Here is a 19,020-nt window from a genome sequence, read left to right as displayed (position 1 = left end):
AGCGAGGATGATATGTCTACCCAATTAGACCCGGCCCAACTGGCAATAGAATTTATACGTCGTGATAAAAGCGATCTTTCACCGGCTCAGTATTTGAAAAGACTGAAACAATTAGAGCTGGAGTTTGCTGATTTGCTGACGCTCTCTTCGACTGAACTCAAAGAAGAGATCTATTTTGCCTGGCGCCACGGCGTTCATTGATTCCGGTATGCTTATCGTGATGAAAACCCCGACATGTGTTCGGGGTTATTTTTTGCTTTAAATCTTATTTACCACTTCATCTCACCGGTATTAACCTTCGCACTTAGCTCCAGCGAGCTATCGTCCGCAAGCCCTGGCCACGCGGCCTTCATCGTCTTAATTACATATGCCGACCCTTGCTTCGCGTCCAGCGCCTGCTCAAACGACTGTAAATAGTCCTGAGTGAAGCGGATCGCTTTATCACCAGCCGGGCGTTCGCCGATAGAGTGACCGGGTATCACTTCGGCTGGGCGTAAAGTTTGCATTTCGCTGAGTACGTTGCGCCACGCGGCGCGCTGTTCAGGAGACTGCGTGTCTGCGGTCCAGACATGAATACCGGAAGCCACGCCGGTACCGCCGAGGATCGCGCGGTTAGTCGGGATCCAGACATACGCTGCATAATCATTAGGGTGGCGCAGTTCCAGTGTTTCCCCATCAATTGTAAAGCGAGTTTGCGTGGTGGCCTGCGGTACGATGAGCGTCGTTGGGGCGCCATCTTTCATCTGCGGGCCCCAAAACTTCAGTTTGGCTTCTTTGGTGGCAAGAATGTGCTCCACCACGTGTGGTGTAGCCAGCACTTTGGCTTCAGGGAAGGCTTTAACAATCGGTTGCAGTCCAAAATAAAAATCCGGATCGCCAGAGGTAATCACGATGGTCTTCAGCGATTTGCCGCTGTCGCGGATCATCTGCACCAGCTTTTCACCGTCTTTGATGCTGAATTGTGCATCAAATAAAATGGCTTCTTTCGGGCCGGAAACCAGCGTTGAGGAAACCGGGAAAATGGCTTTTTCCTGCGGATTGTAGACGTCAAGCTGGAGCGGCGCTGCGAAAACCGGTGAAGCCAGCAGGGGTAATAGCAGGGCCAGGGCGTTAACTTTCATGGTGGATAACCTTTTGCAGATGAAGATGTCTTTTTCTCGTTCCTTATTTTACGGAAATTCTGATCTGTTAGAATTCCTCTATCAGGACATGCTGAGTTTCATAAAACGATCGGATGGGATGCGATGGACAGAGTGATGGCAGCAACGGTATTTAACCATATCTGCGATTTGGGTAGCCTGAGTGCCGCTGCGCGAGCGCTGGGGCTTTCCAGACCGATGGTCAGTCGCTATCTCGATGAGATGGAAAAATGGGCGGGTGCGAGGCTTATCCATCGTTCGTCGCGCCGTTTGACGATCACCCCAGCGGGTGAAGAGGCATTACTTAAAACGCGTTCTCTGGCGCAACTTTCTCTGGATATTGGGGCCGCCAGCGCGGCGGAGATTCCATCCGGTACGCTACGTGTGGCCTGTGCACATTTTACTGCCTTGCATATATTAGCGCCGGTTCTGCCCGCTTTTCTGGCGAAGTATCCGCAACTGCGTATTGAGGTGGAGATCAATAACCAACCGGTAAGTCTCGTGGGAGAACGTATCGATGTGGCGATCCGCATCACGGATAGCCCTGAACCCGGTACCATCGCCCGCCGTCTTGGCGACTGCGAGTCGGTGCTGTGCGCCTCTGCGGATTATCTGCGTCAGCATGGTACTCCGCAAAACCTTGACGAGCTCGCTCAGCATAATTGCCTCTACTACAGCGGTTTTGCCGGAAAATCCTGGCACTTTCGAGATGAGCAGGGCGACGCCGTATCGGTGGCAATTAAGGGAAATCTCAGTGCGGGTATCTCTGCTCTGTTATGTGAATCGGCGCTGGCCGGTATGGGCATTGCGCTGGTACCGGAAAAAGAAGCACGTGGAGGACTGGAGCAGGGCCGGTTGATCCGGCTTTTGCCTCAGTTCCAGCCGTGTCGCCTGCCGATTTACGGTTTATATCTGTCGCGTGAACATCAACCGGCGGGTCTGCGTCTGTTGTTGGATGCCTTACATGAGACTCTGCTCTGAATGTGTGAGCTGTGTCTGCCTGTAAAATAGACAAACCGCAGTTTGTGTTAAAAAAGCGGCTGCCGGGTATGAGACGATTCTTATCGCCCCTTCAAGAGCTAAGCCATCGCGAGTGCCGGAGATAAGCGCCGGATGGGGCCGGAACCCTTAAGTCTGTTAAAATAGCAGACTTAAGGGTTTTTTATTGCCTGTCTGCGCGCTGTTGAACCGTGTTATCTCCATTTCCCGTCTTTTTCCTATCTTTTAAATAGACATTATCTATACATCTTTTAGCGTTTTACCTTGCCGAACGATTAGTTATTTGTAACCCATTATTTATCAAAGCATTGAACAAAAAATTCCATCCCTGTAAACCCACGCTGCAGGGTCTATGCTTAATAAAAGTAGACAAAAAGGGCGGTTAACCCGAATGCCCCTGCTGTTGAGGGGTTGAAGTGATAATCATTATCACTAACATGGTGTTATAGCTTGAAGGCTAATGACTCGAGGTGACCCTATGGAATTGCATTCAGGAACATTTAATCCGGACGATTTTGCATGGCGCGGGCTGACGTTAACGCCCGCCGCAGCGGTGCATATTCGCGAACTGGTGGCAAAGCAACCCGACATGCTGGGCGTGCGGTTAGGCGTGAAGCAAACGGGATGTGCGGGGTTCGGCTATGTGCTGGATACCGTCAGCAAGCCGGAAAAAGGCGATCTACTGTTTGAGACGGATGGCGCCAGGCTGTATGTGCCGTTACAGGCGATGCCGTTTATTGATGGAACTGAAGTCGATTTTGTTCGTGAAGGATTAAATCAGTTATTTAAATTTCATAACCCGAAAGCCCAGAACGAATGCGGCTGTGGCGAAAGTTTTGGGGTATAGGCGGTACTATGTCGCGTAACACTGAAGCAACTGACGATGTCAACACCTGGGCTGGCGGACACCTCAATTACAAAGAGGGGTTCTTCACCCAACTTAAAACTGATGAGCTGGCGAAAGGCATCAATGAAGAGGTCGTGCGGGCAATTTCCGCGAAACGCAACGAACCGGAATGGATGCTGGAGTTTCGCCTGAATGCGTTCAGAGCATGGCTGACGATGGAAGAGCCGCACTGGCTAAAAGCGCATTACGATAAGCTGAATTATCAGGATTACAGCTATTACTCCGCGCCTTCCTGCGGCAACTGTGATGAAACCTGCGCCTCTGAGCCGGGAGCGGTACAACAAACGGGTGCGAATGCGTTTTTAAGTAAAGAGGTTGAGGACGCTTTCGAGCAGCTCGGCGTACCGGTGCGCGAAGGTAAAGAGGTGGCGGTCGATGCCATTTTTGACTCGGTGTCGGTGGCAACCACCTATCGTGAAAAACTGGCGGAACAGGGCATTATTTTCTGTTCGTTCGGCGAGGCGATTCACGATCACCCGGAACTGGTGAAGAAATATCTCGGCACAGTGGTGCCGGGTAACGACAATTTCTTTGCCGCGCTGAATGCGGCGGTTGCCTCAGACGGCACGTTTATCTATGTACCAAAAGGCGTGCGCTGCCCGATGGAGCTTTCCACCTATTTCCGTATTAACGCGGAAAAAACCGGGCAATTTGAACGTACCATTCTGGTGGCAGATGAAGGCAGCTACGTCAGTTACATTGAGGGCTGTTCGGCACCGGTGCGCGACAGTTACCAGCTACACGCGGCGGTGGTGGAAGTGATCATCCACAAAGATGCCGAAGTGAAATACTCGACGGTACAAAACTGGTTCCCCGGTGATGGCAATACCGGCGGTATTCTGAACTTCGTCACCAAACGCGCGCTGTGTGAAGGCGAAAACAGCAAAATGTCGTGGACCCAGTCGGAAACGGGCTCGGCCATTACGTGGAAATACCCGAGCTGTATTTTGCGCGGCGACAACTCTATTGGCGAATTTTACTCCGTCGCGCTGACCAGCGGTCATCAACAGGCCGATACCGGCACCAAAATGATCCATATCGGCAAGAACACCAAATCAACCATTATCTCGAAAGGGATCTCTGCCGGGCGCAGCCAGAACAGCTATCGCGGCCTGGTAAAAATCATGCCGACGGCGACCAACGCCCGCAACTATACCCAGTGTGACTCGATGCTGATCGGCGCGGACTGCGGGGCGCACACCTTCCCGTATGTGGAGTGTCGTAACAACAGCGCCCAACTTGAACACGAAGCGACAACCTCACGCATTGGTGAAGATCAGCTGTTCTACTGCCTGCAGCGCGGTATCAGCGAAGAAGACGCCATCTCGATGATCGTCAACGGTTTCTGTAAAGACGTGTTCTCCGAACTGCCGCTGGAGTTCGCCGTGGAAGCGCAAAAACTTCTCGCCATCAGTCTTGAACACAGCGTCGGTTAAAATTTAAGGAAAGCACATGTTAAGCATTAAAGATTTACAGGTCAGTGTGGAAGATAAGGCAATCCTGCGCGGGCTTAGCCTTGAGGTCCGCCCGGGGGAAGTCCACGCCATTATGGGACCGAACGGTTCAGGGAAAAGTACGCTGTCTGCGACATTAGCCGGACGAGATGACTATGCCGTCACGGGTGGAACAGTGGAATTTAAGGGTAAAGATTTGCTGGCGCTGTCGCCGGAAGACCGGGCCGGTGAAGGCATTTTTATGGCGTTTCAGTACCCGGTGGAAATCCCCGGTGTCAGCAATCAGTTTTTCCTGCAAACCGCGCTCAATGCGGTACGCAGTTACCGTGGCGAAGAGGCCCTGGACCGATTCGACTTCCAGGATCTGATGGAAGAGAAAATCGCGCTGCTGAAGATGCCGGAAGATTTGCTCACCCGTTCGGTGAACGTCGGCTTCTCCGGCGGCGAGAAAAAGCGCAATGATATTCTGCAGATGGCGGTGCTGGAACCTCAATTGTGCATTCTCGACGAGTCCGACTCGGGGCTGGACATCGACGCGCTAAAAATTGTCGCCGATGGCGTGAATTCGCTGCGTGACGGCAAGCGCGCGTTCATTATTGTCACTCACTATCAGCGCATCCTCGACTATATCAAACCCGATTACGTCCATGTTTTGTATCAGGGGCGCATTGTTAAGTCCGGCGATTTCACGCTGGTTAAACAGCTGGAGGAGCAAGGATATGGCTGGCTTAGTGAACAGCAGTAACGTGCTGCAGCAGTGGCACCACCTGTTTGAGTCGCAGGGCAAAACCCGTTCGCAGCATGCGCAGCAGCATCTGCAGCAGATGCTACGTCTGGGGCTGCCAACACGGAAACATGAAGACTGGAAATACACGCCGCTGGAAGGATTAGCCAACGGTCAGTTTGTCAGTCGTTTTGCCGCGATAAGCCCGGCGCAGTGTGAAGCGCTGGCGGCTGGCATTGATGCGGTGCGTCTGGTGTTTGTCGACGGGCAATTCTGCGAGGCGCTTAGTGACAGCGCGGACGGCAGCGGTTTTGATGTCACCGTCGACGATACGCCCTCGCTGCTACCAGCGCCGATTCAGCCAGAAATCTTTTTGCACCTGACGGAAAGCCTGGCGCGCAGCGTGACGCGCATTCAGGTGAAACGTAACCAGCGCCCGGCGAAGCCGCTGTTGCTGATGCACATCACCCAGGGGCTGGCGGGCGATGAAGTTAATACCGCGCATTATCGCCATCACCTTGAACTGGCGGAAGGCGCGGAAGCCACCCTCATCGAACACTATGTCAGCTTCAACGAGCTGAAACACTTTACCGGCGCGCGCGTAACGATGAACGTGGCGGCAAATGCCCATTTGCACCATATCAAACTGGCGTTTGAGAACCCGGTCAGCCATCATTTTGCCCATAATGACATTCAGCTGGGCGCAGATGCCACGGCGATCAGTTACAGCTTTTTACTTGGTGATGCGGTATTGCGCCATAACACCAGCACCCAGTTGAACGGCGAAAACACCACGCTGCGGATTAACAGCCTGGCGATGCCGGTGAAAAATGAAGTCTGTGACACCCGCACCTGGCTTGAGCATAACAAAGGCTATTGCAACAGTCGGCAACTGCATAAAACCATCGTCAGCGATAAAGGCCGGGCGGTGTTCAATGGCCTGATCAACGTGGCGCAGCACGCGATTAAAACCGACGGGCAGATGACGAATAATAATTTGCTGCTCGGTAAGCTGGCGGAAGTGGACACCAAACCGCAGTTGGAAATCTACGCCGATGACGTGAAATGTAGCCATGGTGCGACGGTGGGGCGAATTGACGATGAGCAGATGTTCTATCTGCGTTCGCGCGGGATCGGCCAGCAGGATGCTCAACAGATGATTCTCTATGCGTTTGCCGCTGAGCTGACGGAAGCCCTGAGCGATGAAACGCTTAAACAACAGGTTCTGGCGCGGATCGCTCAACGCCTGCCGGGAGGCGTAGCATGACATTTCCGATTGAAAAAGTACGGGCTGACTTTCCTGTTCTGACGCGTGAAGTTAACGGCCTGCCGCTGGCCTATCTGGACAGCGCCGCCAGTGCGCAAAAGCCGAATCAGGTGATTGATGCCGAAGCCGAGTTCTACCGCCATGGCTATGCGGCGGTTCACCGTGGCATTCATACCTTAAGCGCTCAGGCAACGGAAAAAATGGAGAATGTGCGCAAGCTGGTGTCGCTGTTTATTAACGCCCGCTCCGCCGAAGAGTTGGTATTTGTGCGTGGTACGACGGAAGGCATTAATCTGGTGGCCAACAGTTGGGGGACCAGCAATGTGCGGGCGGGAGATAACATCATCATTAGTGAGATGGAGCACCATGCCAACATCGTCCCATGGCAGATGCTGTGCGCCCGCGTGGGCGCTGAGCTACGCGTCATCCCACTGCATGACGATGGGACCTTGCAACTGGATATCCTGCCGACCCTGTTTGACGAACGTACCCAACTACTGGCGATTACCCACGTATCCAACGTGCTGGGCACCGAAAACCCGTTAGCAGAGATGATCGAACTGGCGCATCAGCATGGAGCAAAAGTGCTGGTCGATGGCGCGCAGGCGGTGATGCACCACAAGGTGGACGTGCAGGCGCTGGATTGCGACTTTTATGTCTTCTCGGGACATAAGCTCTACGGTCCCACCGGTATCGGCATGCTGTATGCCAGAGAGTCTTTGCTGCAGGAAATGCCGCCCTGGGAAGGTGGTGGTTCGATGATAGCGACGGTCAGTCTTAGCCAGGGAACGACGTGGGCCAAAGCGCCCTGGCGTTTTGAGGCCGGAACGCCTAACACCGGTGGGATTATTGGTCTGGGCGCTGCGATTGAATATGTGAGTGCTCTCGGGCTTGATGAAATCAGCGAGTATGAGCAGTTCATGATGGGGTATGCGCTTGAGCAACTGGCCAGCGTCCCGGATTTGACGCTGTACGGCCCACAGGGCCGCCTGGGCGTCATCGCGTTTAACCTCGGCAAACACCACGCCTATGATGTCGGCAGCTTTCTTGATAACTACGGCATCGCTGTGCGCACCGGGCACCACTGCGCCATGCCCCTGATGGCGCACTATAACGTCCCTGCGATGTGCCGCGCCTCGATTGCCATGTACAACACGCAGGAAGAGGTGGATCGACTGGTAACGGGACTTAAACGAATTCATCATTTACTGGGGTAACAGGGAGGCGTTATGGCGGCGTTACCGGATAAAGAAAAGTTGTTGCGCAATTTTCTGCGTTGCGCGAACTGGGAAGAGAAATATCTGTATATTATTGAATTAGGTCAGCGTTTGCCGGAGTTAAATGCTGACGATCGCTGCGAAAAAAATAGCATTCAGGGCTGTCAGAGTCAGGTGTGGATTGTCATGCGTCAGAATGCGGACGGCACGATTGAATTACACGGCGACAGCGATGCGGCGATTGTGAAAGGGCTCATTGCCGTGGTATTTATTTTGTATGACCGAATGACGGCCGAAGATATTGTGAATTTTGATGTGCGTCCGTGGTTTGAGAAGATGGCGCTCGCACAGCATCTCACACCGTCTCGTTCACAAGGGCTGGAGGCGATGATTAGGGCTATTCGCACCAAAGCCGCAACTCTTAGCTAAACTGATAAAACATGTCATCTTTCAGGCTGGCTTGAAGGAGGGTGTGTAAGGCAACGCAGTGACTCGTAGGCCGGATCGGGCGCTCGCCGTCGTCCGGCAATAACGCCAGGGGGGTGAGTGAGTATGAAACGCGCGTCTGTTATTACGTTAATGCTAATCGGTGCTTACAGCGCTATACAGGCCGCATGGGCGGTCGATTATCCTTTGCCCCCGGCGAACAGTCGTCTTGTTGGGCAGAATCAAACCTACACCGTGCAGGAAGGCGATAAGAACTTGCAGGCAATAGCCCGCCGGTTTGATACCGCTGCGATGTTGATCCTCGAAGCCAATAACACCATTGCCCCAGTCCCCAGCCCCGGAACCCTGATCACTATTCCCTCGCAACTGCTGCTCCCGGATGCGCCCCGCGAAGGCATTATTGTGAATCTGGCGGAGCTGCGTCTGTATTACTTCCCGCCGGGAGAAAACATTGTTCAGGTCTTCCCTATTGGTATTGGCTTGCAGGGGCTGGAGACCCCGGTGATGGAAACCCGGGTGGGGCAGAAAATCCCTAACCCCACATGGACACCCACGCCAGGCATTCGTAAGCGCTCTCTGGAGCGCGGCATAACATTACCGCCGGTGGTACCTGCCGGACCCAATAACCCGTTAGGGCGCTTTGCACTGCGTCTGGCGCACGGTAACGGTGAATACCTCATCCATGGCACCAGCGCGCCGGATAGCGTGGGTCTGCGTGTGAGTTCTGGCTGTATTCGCATGAACGCGCCGGACATCAAAGCCCTGTTTGCTCAGGTCAGAACCGGCACGCCAGTCAGAGTGATTAACGAGCCGATAAAATATTCAATCGAGCCAAACGGTATGCGTTATGTCGAGGTACACCGTCCATTGTCACCGGAGGAAGAGCAAAACGTACAAACCATGCCGTATGTGCTGCCTGCAGGTTTTACCCAGTTCAAAGACAGTAAAGCTGTAGACCATAGTCTGGTGGACAGGGCGCTGTATCGTCGGGCGGGTTATCCGGTTACCGTAACGGCCGGACAGACGCCGATTGCGGTCAATGGGCCAGAGGTGACGTCGGCGCAGAATGAATTGCCAGCAGAGGCGGAACAAAAGCGGGCGATGCAGTAACAGGGAAGGGGAAATGAAGGACAAAAAAATGGCGCACAATGTGCGCCATTTTTATTACACAGATACTATTACTTACGGTATTTAGTAGCTGCGTTATCCAGACGCTGGTTAGCGCGTGCTGCGTCATCTTTAGCAGCCTGAACGTCGGAACGCATTGCGTTCACGTCGTTGCTCAGCTGGTCAACTTTAGCGTTCAGAGTCTGAACGTCAGAAGACAGCTGATCGATTTTAGCATTGCTGGAGCAACCTGCCAGCAGAGTAGAACCCAGGATTACCGCGCCCAGTACCAGTTTAGTACGATTCATTATTAATACCCTCTAGATTGAGTTAATCTCCATGTAGCGTTACAAGTATTACACAAAGCTTTTTAGGTTGAGAATATTTTTTTGATGCGAATGCACTTATTTTTGATCGTTCGCTCAAAGAAGCATCGAAATGTGCAAAAACGGCGAAAAATCCGAGTGAAAACAGAAAGCTTCCATCGGATTCATCTTAGATAATTTCTAATTGGATAGTGAAATCCGATTTGATTTTTTATTAATAGTGGCTATCACTGAAATAAAAAAAGCGCCGCGAGGGCGCTTTTTAGGCAAATTAATTCACGATGGAATTATTACAGCACGTGAACAGATGCCGTGTTGGTGGTGCCGCTCGGTACCAGTGCACCGGAAACCATCACCACAACGTCGCCTTTCTGTGCCAGACCACTTTCCAGCGCAACTTCTTTACCCAGACGGTAGAAATCATCGGTAGAGCTGATTTCTTTAACAACCTGTGCAACAACACCTTTACTCAGAACCAGTTGACGCGCGGTCGTTTCGTTGGTGGTCAGTGCCAGAATGGTAGCATCCGGGAAGTATTTACGTACTGCGCGAGCAGATTTACCGCCCTGGGTGGCTACGACGATCAGCGGAGCATCCAGTTTTTCAGCAGTTTCAACCGCGCCACGGCACACGGCCTCGGTGATGCGCAGCTTGCGGCTGTCGTTGTTGAAGTCCAGGCGGCTGGTCATTACGCGGTCGGTACGTTCGCAGATGGTGGCCATGATGGTCACAGCTTCCAGCGGGTATTTACCTTTCGCGGATTCACCGGACAGCATAACTGCGTCGGTGCCGTCGAGGATGGCGTTCGCAACGTCGCCAGCTTCAGCGCGGGTTGGACGTGGGTTTTTGATCATGGAATCGAGCATCTGGGTCGCAGTGATAACGACTTTGCGCGCACGGATACATTTTTCGATAATCATCTTCTGCGCGAAGATAACTTCTTCAACCGGGATCTCAACGCCCATATCGCCACGCGCAACCATGATGCCGTCAGACGCTTCGAGGATTTCGTCGAAGTTGTTCAGACCTTCCTGGTTTTCGATTTTGGAGATGATCTGAATGTTTTCGCCGCCGTGGGCTTTCAGGTGCTCACGAATTTCAACGACGTCAGAACGTTTACGGATAAAGGATGCCGCAACGAAGTCAACGCCTTGCTCGCAGCCAAAGATCAGGTCTTGTTTGTCTTTTTCAGCCAGTGCTGGCAGTGCGATGGAAACGCCCGGCAGGTTAACGCCTTTGTTTTCGCCGAGGTCGCCGTTGTTCAGCACTTTACAGATAACTTTGTCACCTTCGATTGCGGTAACTTCCATGCCGATCAGGCCATCGTCAACCAGCACGGTGTTGCCGACGGTCAGATCTTTAGTAAAGCCTTCGTAAGTAACAGCAACGATTTCGCTGTTGCCCACGACAGATTTGTCAGTAGTGAAAGTGAAGGTCTGGCCCGCTTTCAGAGAAACGTCGTTACCGCCTTCCAGTTTAATGGTGCGGATTTCCGGACCTTTGGTGTCAAGCAGGATGGCGGCTTTCTTGCCGGTCTTGCTCATCACGTTGCGCAAGTTCTTGATGCGCTGACCATGTTCTGCGTAGTCGCCGTGGGAGAAGTTCAGACGCATGACGTTCATGCCCGCGTCCAGCATTTTGGTTAACATCTCTTCGGATTCGGTTTTCGGACCGATGGTGCAAACAATTTTCGTCTTTTTCATGACAGTCTTAGTCTTTAAGTTGAGAAGGATATGGAAATCTGGCTTCCGTCGCGCACGGATGGGAAGCTAAACCTGAGTTACGAAAGTTGTGATGCCTCGCTCTAAGGATAGGTGACATCGAAAGAGCGTGCAGAGGAATGTGTGCTTGCGTTTCAGCCCAACGGGAAGGTGAGTTTTGTAGTCGTTGAGTTTTACAGGTCAATGTGCTGAAACCATTCAAGAGACAATTGGCGCGCATTATACGCTGAAAATTATCCAAAAGGAAAATGGAAACGGTGTTTCAAAACACATCTGTGCAGTTTTACAAAAATTTTTATTAAATTGTTCGTGGTTGGTTAACAAAAACACCGCCTGGCATCAGGCGGTGTTGCGCAACAAAGAAAAAAATAGCGACTCGAAAGATACCTTTTCATCCCTAATCGAGAAGTTTTCGTCCTTCAAGATCGATATTGATGTCCTGTTTATGCACTTTGCGGTAGCACAGAATTGCCAACCCTATTACGGACCAGATAGCCCCCAACGTTAGCGCATGGATGTTCATATTCAGGCAGACATAGCCGATAACGACCATTCCCAGAACAGGGGAGATGACGTGGGGAAACAGACGACGGTGTTCTTTCATCTTGGTGTTATAGAGCATGAATACGCACAAGTTCACCACGAAGAAGGCAAAAAGCGCACCGAAGTTAACAAGCGTTGAGATGGATTCAATTTTCCCGGAAAACAGGTAGCTCAGCAGTAATGTGACGGCCCCTGTGAATAAAATGGCATAGTCAGGTGTTTTTCTTTTGCTATGCACGTGCGCCAAAAATGGGGGTAACATCTTGTCTCGTCCCATTGAGAACAGAACGCGAGAAACTGCCGTTTGCGCGGTGATGATGTTTCCCACGGCGCAAACGAACGCTACGATGATGGAAAATGCGACTTTAAGCCAGATACCGCCTACATCACCTGCAATAGTGAAAAAAGCTTCGTTTGTCTCTGTGCCGTCGGCAAAACTGTCAATCTTACCTGTGGCGAATGCGGCAAATGTCACCACAATAATAAACAGCACGGTTGCAAGAATAAGTGCGAGAAGCGTGGCCTTGCTGACGGCCTTACCGCCACCTTCACTCTCTTCACTTAATGTACTTATGGCATCAAAACCCAGAAAATTGAGCGCCGCAACTGAGATAGCGGTTGCAATCAGGCCGGGTGTAAACCATTGAGAATCAAAAAAAGGTCTGAAAGAGAATGTCAGGTGACTGCTATCCAGCATTAGCAGACGCAGGACCAGCACGACAAATATGGCCAGAATGCCGAGTTGAATAAAGACCAACAGTTTGTCGAATTTTGCGGTTTGCTGGATGCCTAAATAGTTTACGCCCGTACCGGTTGCCACGTAAACCAACGGCCAAATCCAGATAGGTATTTGCGGAAGAATGGCATGCACGGCAACACCGCCGAGAACGGCGACCAGCGTCGGGAATAGCAGATAATCCAACAACAAAATCCATCCAGTAAGAAAACCAACCGCAGGGTTGATGCAAACACCCGCATAGGCGTAAGCCGAGCCGGAGGATGAAATGTGTTTTGATAATGTTGAATAGCTATGCGCCGTAAAAAACATCGCGACAGCACCGATAATGTACACGAGTGCGACCATGCCGTGAGATAAGTTATACACCACGCCATAGAGAGAGACTGGCGCGATTGGCACCATAAATACCAGACCATACAGCACTAAATCAGTAAGAGATAACTTTTTGATTTTATTCATTGTGAAAACCTCAAGAGGTGTTAATCAAGGCCTCGTAAAAACTCACGGACCGCAGTGAGGCAAGGCTGGATATTTTCTTCATGCGGGTTATGGCTGCTGCCTGGGATGGTGACGGCGCGACAGTCGGAGATGTGGGTAATAAGCGGCTGAACGACCTGCAATGTCGCCTGGTCATTTTCACCATGAAGCACTAATCCGGGGCACTGAATCTTATGTAATGAATCTGTAATATCCCATTGTGCCAGCGTACCGTTCACCGCAAGTTCATTCGCGCCCCATAGCACATGGTAAGCGGAGGGATCGGCGGCAAATTGTGCATTAGAACGCTGAACATGCAGCGGTTCTTGTGACAGGGAATAAACATGTTTTTTGTAGTAGGCAACAAGTTGTTCTGGCGGATGCTGATAGATTCTCGCCAGCATGATGGGGTCGTCCCAAACAAGACCTGTGCTCACAGCAAGTTCTTTAAAGAGTCGTAGTACTTCACTTTGCCAAAGCGGGATGCTGGCTGGAGAACTGGCATAAATGACGCCGCCTAATCCTTCCGGTTGCAAGCACGCGTGCTCTGCAGCCAACATTCCACCCCAGGAATGTCCAAGTAATGAGTAGCGTTGCGTAATACCGAGATGACAGATTAATTTCTGGAGTTGCAGGAGATAGCGTTCAATTATCCAGAATGAGGCATTTGCCATTGGAAAGTGGGTTGAACGACCACAGCCATATTGATCATAAAATATAATCATACGACCATCATCGGATAACGCATGATAATTTAAAAGATAGTCAAAGCCGCCTGATGGACCGCCGTGTAAAATAATTAGCGGCATTAATGGCGATGCCGGGTCGCCATAGATGCGATAGCTGGTCAATATCCCATCACAAAACATTTCACCATATTTATAGTTTTCTTTCATATTATTAACCAATAACGATAGAATCGAGCAGGTAAGAGGGTGCTTACCTGCAGATAGGGTGCTATTTTTTAATTGACTGCAGAATATTGTACCAAAATGAGGTATAATGCTCCCACTGCATAAATTGTGGGCTGCCCCAATGAGGTGCGCAATCGCTGGCAAAACAGCATACTTTTCCGTTGTCGTATTTACCCAATACTAATAATGGGTCGTCATTTATTTTGACAAGGGTTTTACTGTTTTCTCTAGCTTTCAATTTGTTATAACCTAGCAATGGTGGCCATTGTTGCATGTCTTTGGTAATTATGTGTTGCTCATCTGTAATGACAGGGCAGCATCCTTCAGGGATTTCAACGCGATCGTCGTGATCGAGCATTTCTACTGGTAAAATGTCGGCCAGTAAAGTGTTTTTATAATTGGCTTTAGCCTCAATGCCGGTAAAAGAAAGGTATCCACCAATCATTAACAGGCCACCGCCTTTAGAAACATATTTTTTTATAAGGGATAAAGCATTAGGGATTATATCCATCTTATAAAACGTTTTGTTTTGTAATAAAAAAGTATTACTACCAATATCACTAATAACAATTGCGTCGTATATCTCCAGTTCTTCCACTGTTTGTGGGAAGCGGGTTTGCACAATATGAGCAGGCATATAATCAATGGTAATGTTTTCTCCTCGCAGACAGGACAAGAGGTAGTCAGCGCCTTCTTCATATTTGCTGGATGTAAAACTATCGTAACCTTTTGAATGAATCATATGAATATGCCATGACTCACCGATAAATAAAACATTCATACTGATATCCTGTTATTTGATATTAACAATGTTGTGTGATTGCGTACGCATCCGGTGCAGAACCTGCTCATGCTGAGGCATGCTTGATGCGCCTTCTTGCTCTACAGCCAGCGACGCAAAGGCTGAGGCATACTGAATCGCTGATACAAGATCCGATTTTCGGGCGAGGGAAGTGGCCAGTGCACCATTAAATGCATCACCCGCACCGGCCGCATCTTTAACAACTGCACTCCAGGCAGGAACAAACAGAGTACGGCTACTTTCACACAGTAATGAACCCTGTGCACCCAGCGTAATAATGACTTTTTTAACCCCGGATTGCAGAATGATACTTCCTGCTTTTTTTGCATCATCAATATTTGAAATTGTAATGCCAGATAAAAATGAAGCTTCTGTTTCGTTAGGTGTCAGAATATCTATCGAAGGCAATAAGCGGCTAACATTTTTGGTATAAGGTGCAGGATTCAAAATAATTGTCTTGTTTGCTAACTTACCCAATTGAACAAATTCATCAATAGCATCGATATTTGTCTCCAGTTGCATTAGCAGAACGTCAGCTTCAGATATATAGCCTTGCTGTTCATTAATTTCTTGCCTGGTTAGCATCATATTGGCGCCAGGGTAGATAGCAATAATATTATCGCCGTCCTGCTCTGAAACATAAATCAATGCACTCCCGGTGGGAGCATCATCAGTTTGATAAGCGCAATATGAATTTATACCAGACTGAATAATATGATTAAGGGCAAAAGAGCTAAACTGATCTGTGCCTACCTTAAAAATGAAATGGACATCGGCGTCAGCATTATTTGCGGCCAATGCCTGATTAGCACCTTTACCCCCTGGATAAAAACCAAACTGGCTTGCGAGGATCGATTCACCGCTTTGAGGAAGCCAGGGGACAGTGGCTGATACATCAATGTTAAATGAACCTAAAATACAAACTTTTCCCGACATTTTTTTGCCTTCTTTGTGTAATCGAAAATCTTTGTTTACCGGATTGGCAATTGTTCTGGAAATGTCTAACTTATTTTCTGTAATCAATTTGCTTAATGTGTGACGATTGACAATGCCACCACCGTAACAACGCAAAAGCATTCCTGTTTTCTGAAAATAACAAAGATCTGAACGAATGGTCTCCTGGCTAACATTAAAAAGAACGGCGAGCTTACTCACGCTGACACTATGATCTTTGATAAGTAAATTAAGGATAGTGGTACGCCTTTCTTCTTTAAACATTAAAGCCTCCGTATATTTTGCTGAATTATATTTATAGCAATGTTGACATGTGGTGAAATGAATCACAGATCATGCTGTAAACCGGAAGCAAAACCAAATCATTGGGAACAATAAAAAACGGTTGATATGTTATTTATTCTTATCTATTTACAATTGGCGAGCGATATCTTGTGATGACAGTCATATATTAGTATTGCAACTTTCAATATCTCAGTTTGAAGGCGTTGGCTTGCTCGATTCAGTTGTTAATAGAGAGGGATGAGCCGAAAAAAAACAGTGAGCAAAAATGTCAGAAGTTTTTCTCTTATCCCCCGGACGGATAAGAGCGTGAAACTGGTGAGCGTTTTACGCAATTCGCATATATCAAATAGTTATATAAAATTCTTTTTAATTCATATCAAAAACCTATTCCCCTGATTACACTCGTTTGGACATCCATACTGCTAAATAAAAAATCTTAGCAGAGTAACGACAGGCAGCAGCGGATACCCAAACGACATGATTGTCCTGAAAAATATTTCGAAAGTGTTTACGCCAGGCAGGCTTGCTATTACCGCTGTCGATAACGTCAACTTGACGGTTGAGCAGGGACAGATTTACGGAATTATTGGCTACAGCGGTGCCGGTAAAAGCACCCTGATTCGCCTGTTGAATGGCCTCGAACAGCCAACATCCGGCAGCGTGACCATTAATGGTCACGATATCTCTGCGGCGCGCGGGGAATCGTTGCGCCAGGCCCGGCTGAAAATCAGCATGGTGTTTCAGCATTTTAACTTGCTGTGGTCGCGGACCGTCAGTGAAAACATCGCTTTCTCAATGCAAATCGCCGGTGCGCCAAAAGCAAAAATTAAGGCACGCGTGGCCGAACTGATTGTGCTGGTTGGGCTGGAGGGGCGTGAAAACGCTTATCCGTCGCAGCTCAGCGGCGGGCAAAAACAGCGCGTTGGGATTGCCCGCGCGCTGGCGAATAATCCGGACGTGCTGTTGTGCGACGAAGCGACCTCCGCGCTGGATCCGCAAACCACCGATCAGATCCTCGATTTGCTGCTCGATATTAACCGTCGTTTCAAATTAACCATTGTGTTGATTACCCATGAGATGCACGTGGTACGCAAAATTTGCGATCGCGTGGCGGTAATGGAAAGCGGCAAGGTGGTTGAAGAGGGCGATGTGCTCAGTGTGTTTACCCATCCGCAGCAGGTGATCACCCGTCAGTTTGTCCGTCAGGTAAGTCAGTATGCCGAGGAAGATGAGTTTAACCCGCAGCTGGCAAGCGAGTTGGGCGGCGTGGTGATCAAGTTAACGTTTACCGGACAGCGTACGCATAGACCGGTGGTTGGGGAGCTGACCCTGCGTTATGGCCTGCCGTTTAACATTCTGCACGGCAAGATGACGCAGACCGCCCACGGCGCGTTTGGTCAACTGTGGGTACATGTGGTGGCCACGGAAGAACAACTCAATAATATTCTGGCCGATCTGCGCCACAGCGACATTGACGGCGAGGTTATCCAATATGGCTGATTCCCTGTTTCCCCATCTGAGATGGGACCAACTGTTTGCTGCAACGCAGGAGACGCTCTACATGACGGCGCTTTCCGGCGTAGCGACCTTTGTTCTGGGTATTGCCCTCGGGCTGGCGTTATTTTTGACCGCGCGCGGCGGCTTGTTTCAAAACCGCGCGCTGTACAGCGCCATCGGGCTTATCGTGAATATTTTCCGCTCGATCCCGTTCATCATTTTGATCGTGCTGCTGATCCCGTTTACCAAAACGCTGGTTGGCACCATTCTCGGCGCCAACGCCGCGCTGCCCGCGCTGATTGTTGGGGCAGCACCGTTCTATGCCCGGCTGGTCGAAATCGCCCTGCGTGAAGTGGACAAAGGCGTGATTGAAGCGAGCCGTTCAATGGGCGCGCGGCTGAGCACGCTTATTTTTCGGGTTTTACTGCCGGAATCATCACCCGCTCTGGTGTCCGGGATCACCGTGACGCTGATTGCACTGGTTAGCTACAGCGCAATGGCGGGGGTGATTGGTGCCGGTGGTTTAGGGAATTTGGCTTATCTGGAAGGATTCCAGCGCAACCACAGCGACGTCACGCTGGTGGCGACGGTGACCATTCTTGTCATTGTCTTCATCATCCAGTTTTGCGGCGATGTGATCACCTCTCTGTTAGATAAACGCTAATAAAATACGGAAACCATTATCATGAAAAAGACACTGACATTACTCGCCGCAGCCACGTTAAGCGCATTGAGCTTTGCCTCCTGGGCTGACACTCTGACCGTTGGCGCGTCCAACGTGCCGCACGCTGAAATTCTCGAACAGGCGAAACCGATTCTGGCGAAGCAGGGGATCGAACTGGAGATTAAACCGTTTCAGGACTACATTCTGCCCAACACCGCGCTGGCGGGCCGTGAGATTGACGCCAACTACTTCCAGCATATTCCGTACCTGAACAGCGTGCTGAAAGATCATGCGGGTGACAAAACCTATGATTTCGTCAGCGCCGGGGCGATTCATATTGAGCCGATTGGTATCTATTCAAAAAAGGTGAAATCGCTGCAGGACCTGCCGGAAGGCGGAAAGGTGATCATGCGTGATGCGGTTTCAGAAGAAGGACGTATTTTGTCGATTTTTGAAAAAGAGGGTGTGATTAAGCTTAAGCCTGGCGTCGATAAAGTCACCGCGCGCATCAGCGACATCGTGGAGAACCCGAAAAAGCTGAAGTTCCTGCCTAACGTTGAAGCTGCGCTGTTGCCGCAGATGTATAACAACGATGAAGGCGATGCGGTGGTGATTAACGCCAACTATGCCATTGATGCCGGACTGGATCCGGTGAAAGATCCGATAGCTGTCGAAAGCGGCGAAAACAATCCGTATGCCAACATCATTACCGTGCATCGCGGTGACGAGAAGAAAAAGGATATTGTGGCGCTGGTTGATGCGCTGCACTCAAAAGAAATCCAGGACTGGATCCGCACCAAGTATAAAGGCGCGGTGATCCCGGTAAATAACTGATGG

The 19,020-nt window shown here is 50.2% G+C and carries 20 protein-coding genes; 12 read left to right on the top strand and 8 right to left on the bottom strand.

Translation table 11 applies throughout. The annotated features are described in order from the left end of the window. The first annotated feature begins 12 nt into the window (after positions 1-12). On the top strand, positions 13-201 hold the full coding sequence (locus JQ822_RS19670) for a YdiH family protein (protein WP_213134883.1): 189 nt from the start codon (positions 13-15) through the stop codon (positions 199-201). 68 nt (positions 202-269) lie between these two features. Here JQ822_RS19670 and JQ822_RS19665 read toward each other — a convergent pair whose 3' ends face one another. After that, entirely contained in the window at positions 270-1,121 is an 852-nt protein-coding gene (locus tag JQ822_RS19665; RefSeq protein ID WP_213134882.1) for a Vmh family MBL fold metallo-hydrolase, read from the bottom strand. Between the two features lie 123 nt (positions 1,122-1,244). Here JQ822_RS19665 and JQ822_RS19660 point away from each other — a divergent pair, with 123 nt between their 5' ends. The 8 genes from JQ822_RS19660 (at position 1,245) to ldtE (ending at position 9,264) form a co-directional block, all read left to right on the top strand. Then, positions 1,245-2,120 (top strand): LysR family transcriptional regulator, encoded by an 876-nt coding sequence (locus JQ822_RS19660; protein ID WP_213134881.1) that lies wholly within the window; start codon positions 1,245-1,247, stop codon positions 2,118-2,120. A gap of 496 nt (positions 2,121-2,616) precedes the next feature. Then, positions 2,617-2,985: a Fe-S cluster assembly scaffold SufA gene (gene sufA, locus JQ822_RS19655; protein WP_213134880.1), complete on the top strand. Its 369-nt coding sequence runs from the start codon at positions 2,617-2,619 to the stop codon at positions 2,983-2,985. A gap of 8 nt (positions 2,986-2,993) precedes the next feature. Beyond that, complete coding sequence (gene sufB, locus JQ822_RS19650) at positions 2,994-4,481, top strand: Fe-S cluster assembly protein SufB (protein ID WP_213134879.1); 1,488 nt, start codon at positions 2,994-2,996, stop codon at positions 4,479-4,481. A 16-nt stretch (positions 4,482-4,497) separates the two neighbouring features. Next, positions 4,498-5,244 carry a Fe-S cluster assembly ATPase SufC gene (gene sufC, locus JQ822_RS19645; protein ID WP_213134878.1) on the top strand — a complete coding sequence of 249 codons (747 nt, stop codon included), beginning with the start codon at positions 4,498-4,500 and terminating at the stop codon, positions 5,242-5,244. After that, positions 5,219-6,490, top strand: a complete 1,272-nt coding sequence (gene sufD / locus JQ822_RS19640; protein ID WP_213134877.1) for a Fe-S cluster assembly protein SufD — start codon at positions 5,219-5,221, stop codon at positions 6,488-6,490. Before sufC ends, sufD begins: the two co-directional genes overlap by 26 nt. Beyond that, a complete protein-coding gene (gene sufS / locus JQ822_RS19635; RefSeq protein ID WP_213134876.1) occupies positions 6,487-7,707 on the top strand; it encodes a cysteine desulfurase SufS in 1,221 nt (406 codons plus the stop codon). Before sufD ends, sufS begins: the two co-directional genes overlap by 4 nt. 12 nt (positions 7,708-7,719) lie before the next feature. Then, positions 7,720-8,136: a cysteine desulfuration protein SufE gene (sufE, locus tag JQ822_RS19630; protein ID WP_213134875.1), complete on the top strand. Its 417-nt coding sequence runs from the start codon at positions 7,720-7,722 to the stop codon at positions 8,134-8,136. Between the two features lie 123 nt (positions 8,137-8,259). Next, a complete protein-coding gene (ldtE, locus tag JQ822_RS19625) occupies positions 8,260-9,264 on the top strand; it encodes a L,D-transpeptidase LdtE (RefSeq protein ID WP_213135008.1) in 1,005 nt (334 codons plus the stop codon). Between the two features lie 68 nt (positions 9,265-9,332). Here ldtE and lpp read toward each other — a convergent pair whose 3' ends face one another. From lpp to JQ822_RS19595, 7 genes are all read right to left on the bottom strand, one after another. Beyond that, complete coding sequence (lpp, locus tag JQ822_RS19620) at positions 9,333-9,569, bottom strand: murein lipoprotein Lpp (RefSeq protein WP_003029373.1); 237 nt, start codon at positions 9,567-9,569, stop codon at positions 9,333-9,335. A gap of 308 nt (positions 9,570-9,877) precedes the next feature. Then, positions 9,878-11,290 (bottom strand): pyruvate kinase PykF, encoded by a 1,413-nt coding sequence (pykF, locus tag JQ822_RS19615; RefSeq protein WP_213134874.1) that lies wholly within the window; start codon positions 11,288-11,290, stop codon positions 9,878-9,880. Between the two features lie 7 nt (positions 11,291-11,297). Then, entirely contained in the window at positions 11,298-11,528 is a 231-nt protein-coding gene (gene ynhH, locus JQ822_RS24690) for a protein YnhH (RefSeq protein ID WP_446715020.1), read from the bottom strand. Between the two features lie 177 nt (positions 11,529-11,705). Beyond that, the gene (locus JQ822_RS19610; protein WP_213134873.1) at positions 11,706-13,049 is read right to left on the bottom strand and encodes an APC family permease; all 1,344 of its coding nucleotides are present in this window, start codon (positions 13,047-13,049) and stop codon (positions 11,706-11,708) included. Positions 13,050-13,069: 20 nt separating this feature from the next. After that, entirely contained in the window at positions 13,070-13,963 is an 894-nt protein-coding gene (locus tag JQ822_RS19605; protein WP_213134872.1) for a proline iminopeptidase-family hydrolase, read from the bottom strand. Between the two features lie 61 nt (positions 13,964-14,024). After that, positions 14,025-14,762, bottom strand: a complete 738-nt coding sequence (locus tag JQ822_RS19600) for a glutamine amidotransferase (protein WP_213134871.1) — start codon at positions 14,760-14,762, stop codon at positions 14,025-14,027. Positions 14,763-14,774: 12 nt separating this feature from the next. Further along, on the bottom strand, positions 14,775-16,001 hold the full coding sequence (locus JQ822_RS19595; RefSeq protein ID WP_213134870.1) for a PfkB family carbohydrate kinase: 1,227 nt from the start codon (positions 15,999-16,001) through the stop codon (positions 14,775-14,777). A 498-nt stretch (positions 16,002-16,499) separates the two neighbouring features. Between JQ822_RS19595 and JQ822_RS19590 the strand changes: the two genes are divergently transcribed. From JQ822_RS19590 to JQ822_RS19580, 3 genes are read left to right on the top strand one after another with little or no spacing between them, the layout of a single operon-like run. Next, positions 16,500-17,522, top strand: a complete 1,023-nt coding sequence (locus JQ822_RS19590; RefSeq protein ID WP_213134869.1) for a methionine ABC transporter ATP-binding protein — start codon at positions 16,500-16,502, stop codon at positions 17,520-17,522. After that, positions 17,515-18,183, top strand: coding sequence for a methionine ABC transporter permease (locus JQ822_RS19585; protein WP_213134868.1), 669 nt, complete (start codon positions 17,515-17,517; stop codon positions 18,181-18,183). Before JQ822_RS19590 ends, JQ822_RS19585 begins: the two co-directional genes overlap by 8 nt. Before the next feature lie 21 nt (positions 18,184-18,204). After that, positions 18,205-19,017 carry a MetQ/NlpA family ABC transporter substrate-binding protein gene (locus tag JQ822_RS19580; protein ID WP_213134867.1) on the top strand — a complete coding sequence of 271 codons (813 nt, stop codon included), beginning with the start codon at positions 18,205-18,207 and terminating at the stop codon, positions 19,015-19,017. Positions 19,018-19,020 lie beyond the last annotated feature (3 nt).

The sequence above is a fragment of the Citrobacter sp. FP75 genome (assembly GCF_018342065.1).
In the GTDB taxonomy this organism is placed as follows: domain Bacteria; phylum Pseudomonadota; class Gammaproteobacteria; order Enterobacterales; family Enterobacteriaceae; genus Citrobacter.
This window is presented reverse-complemented; position numbering and strand designations above follow the sequence as displayed.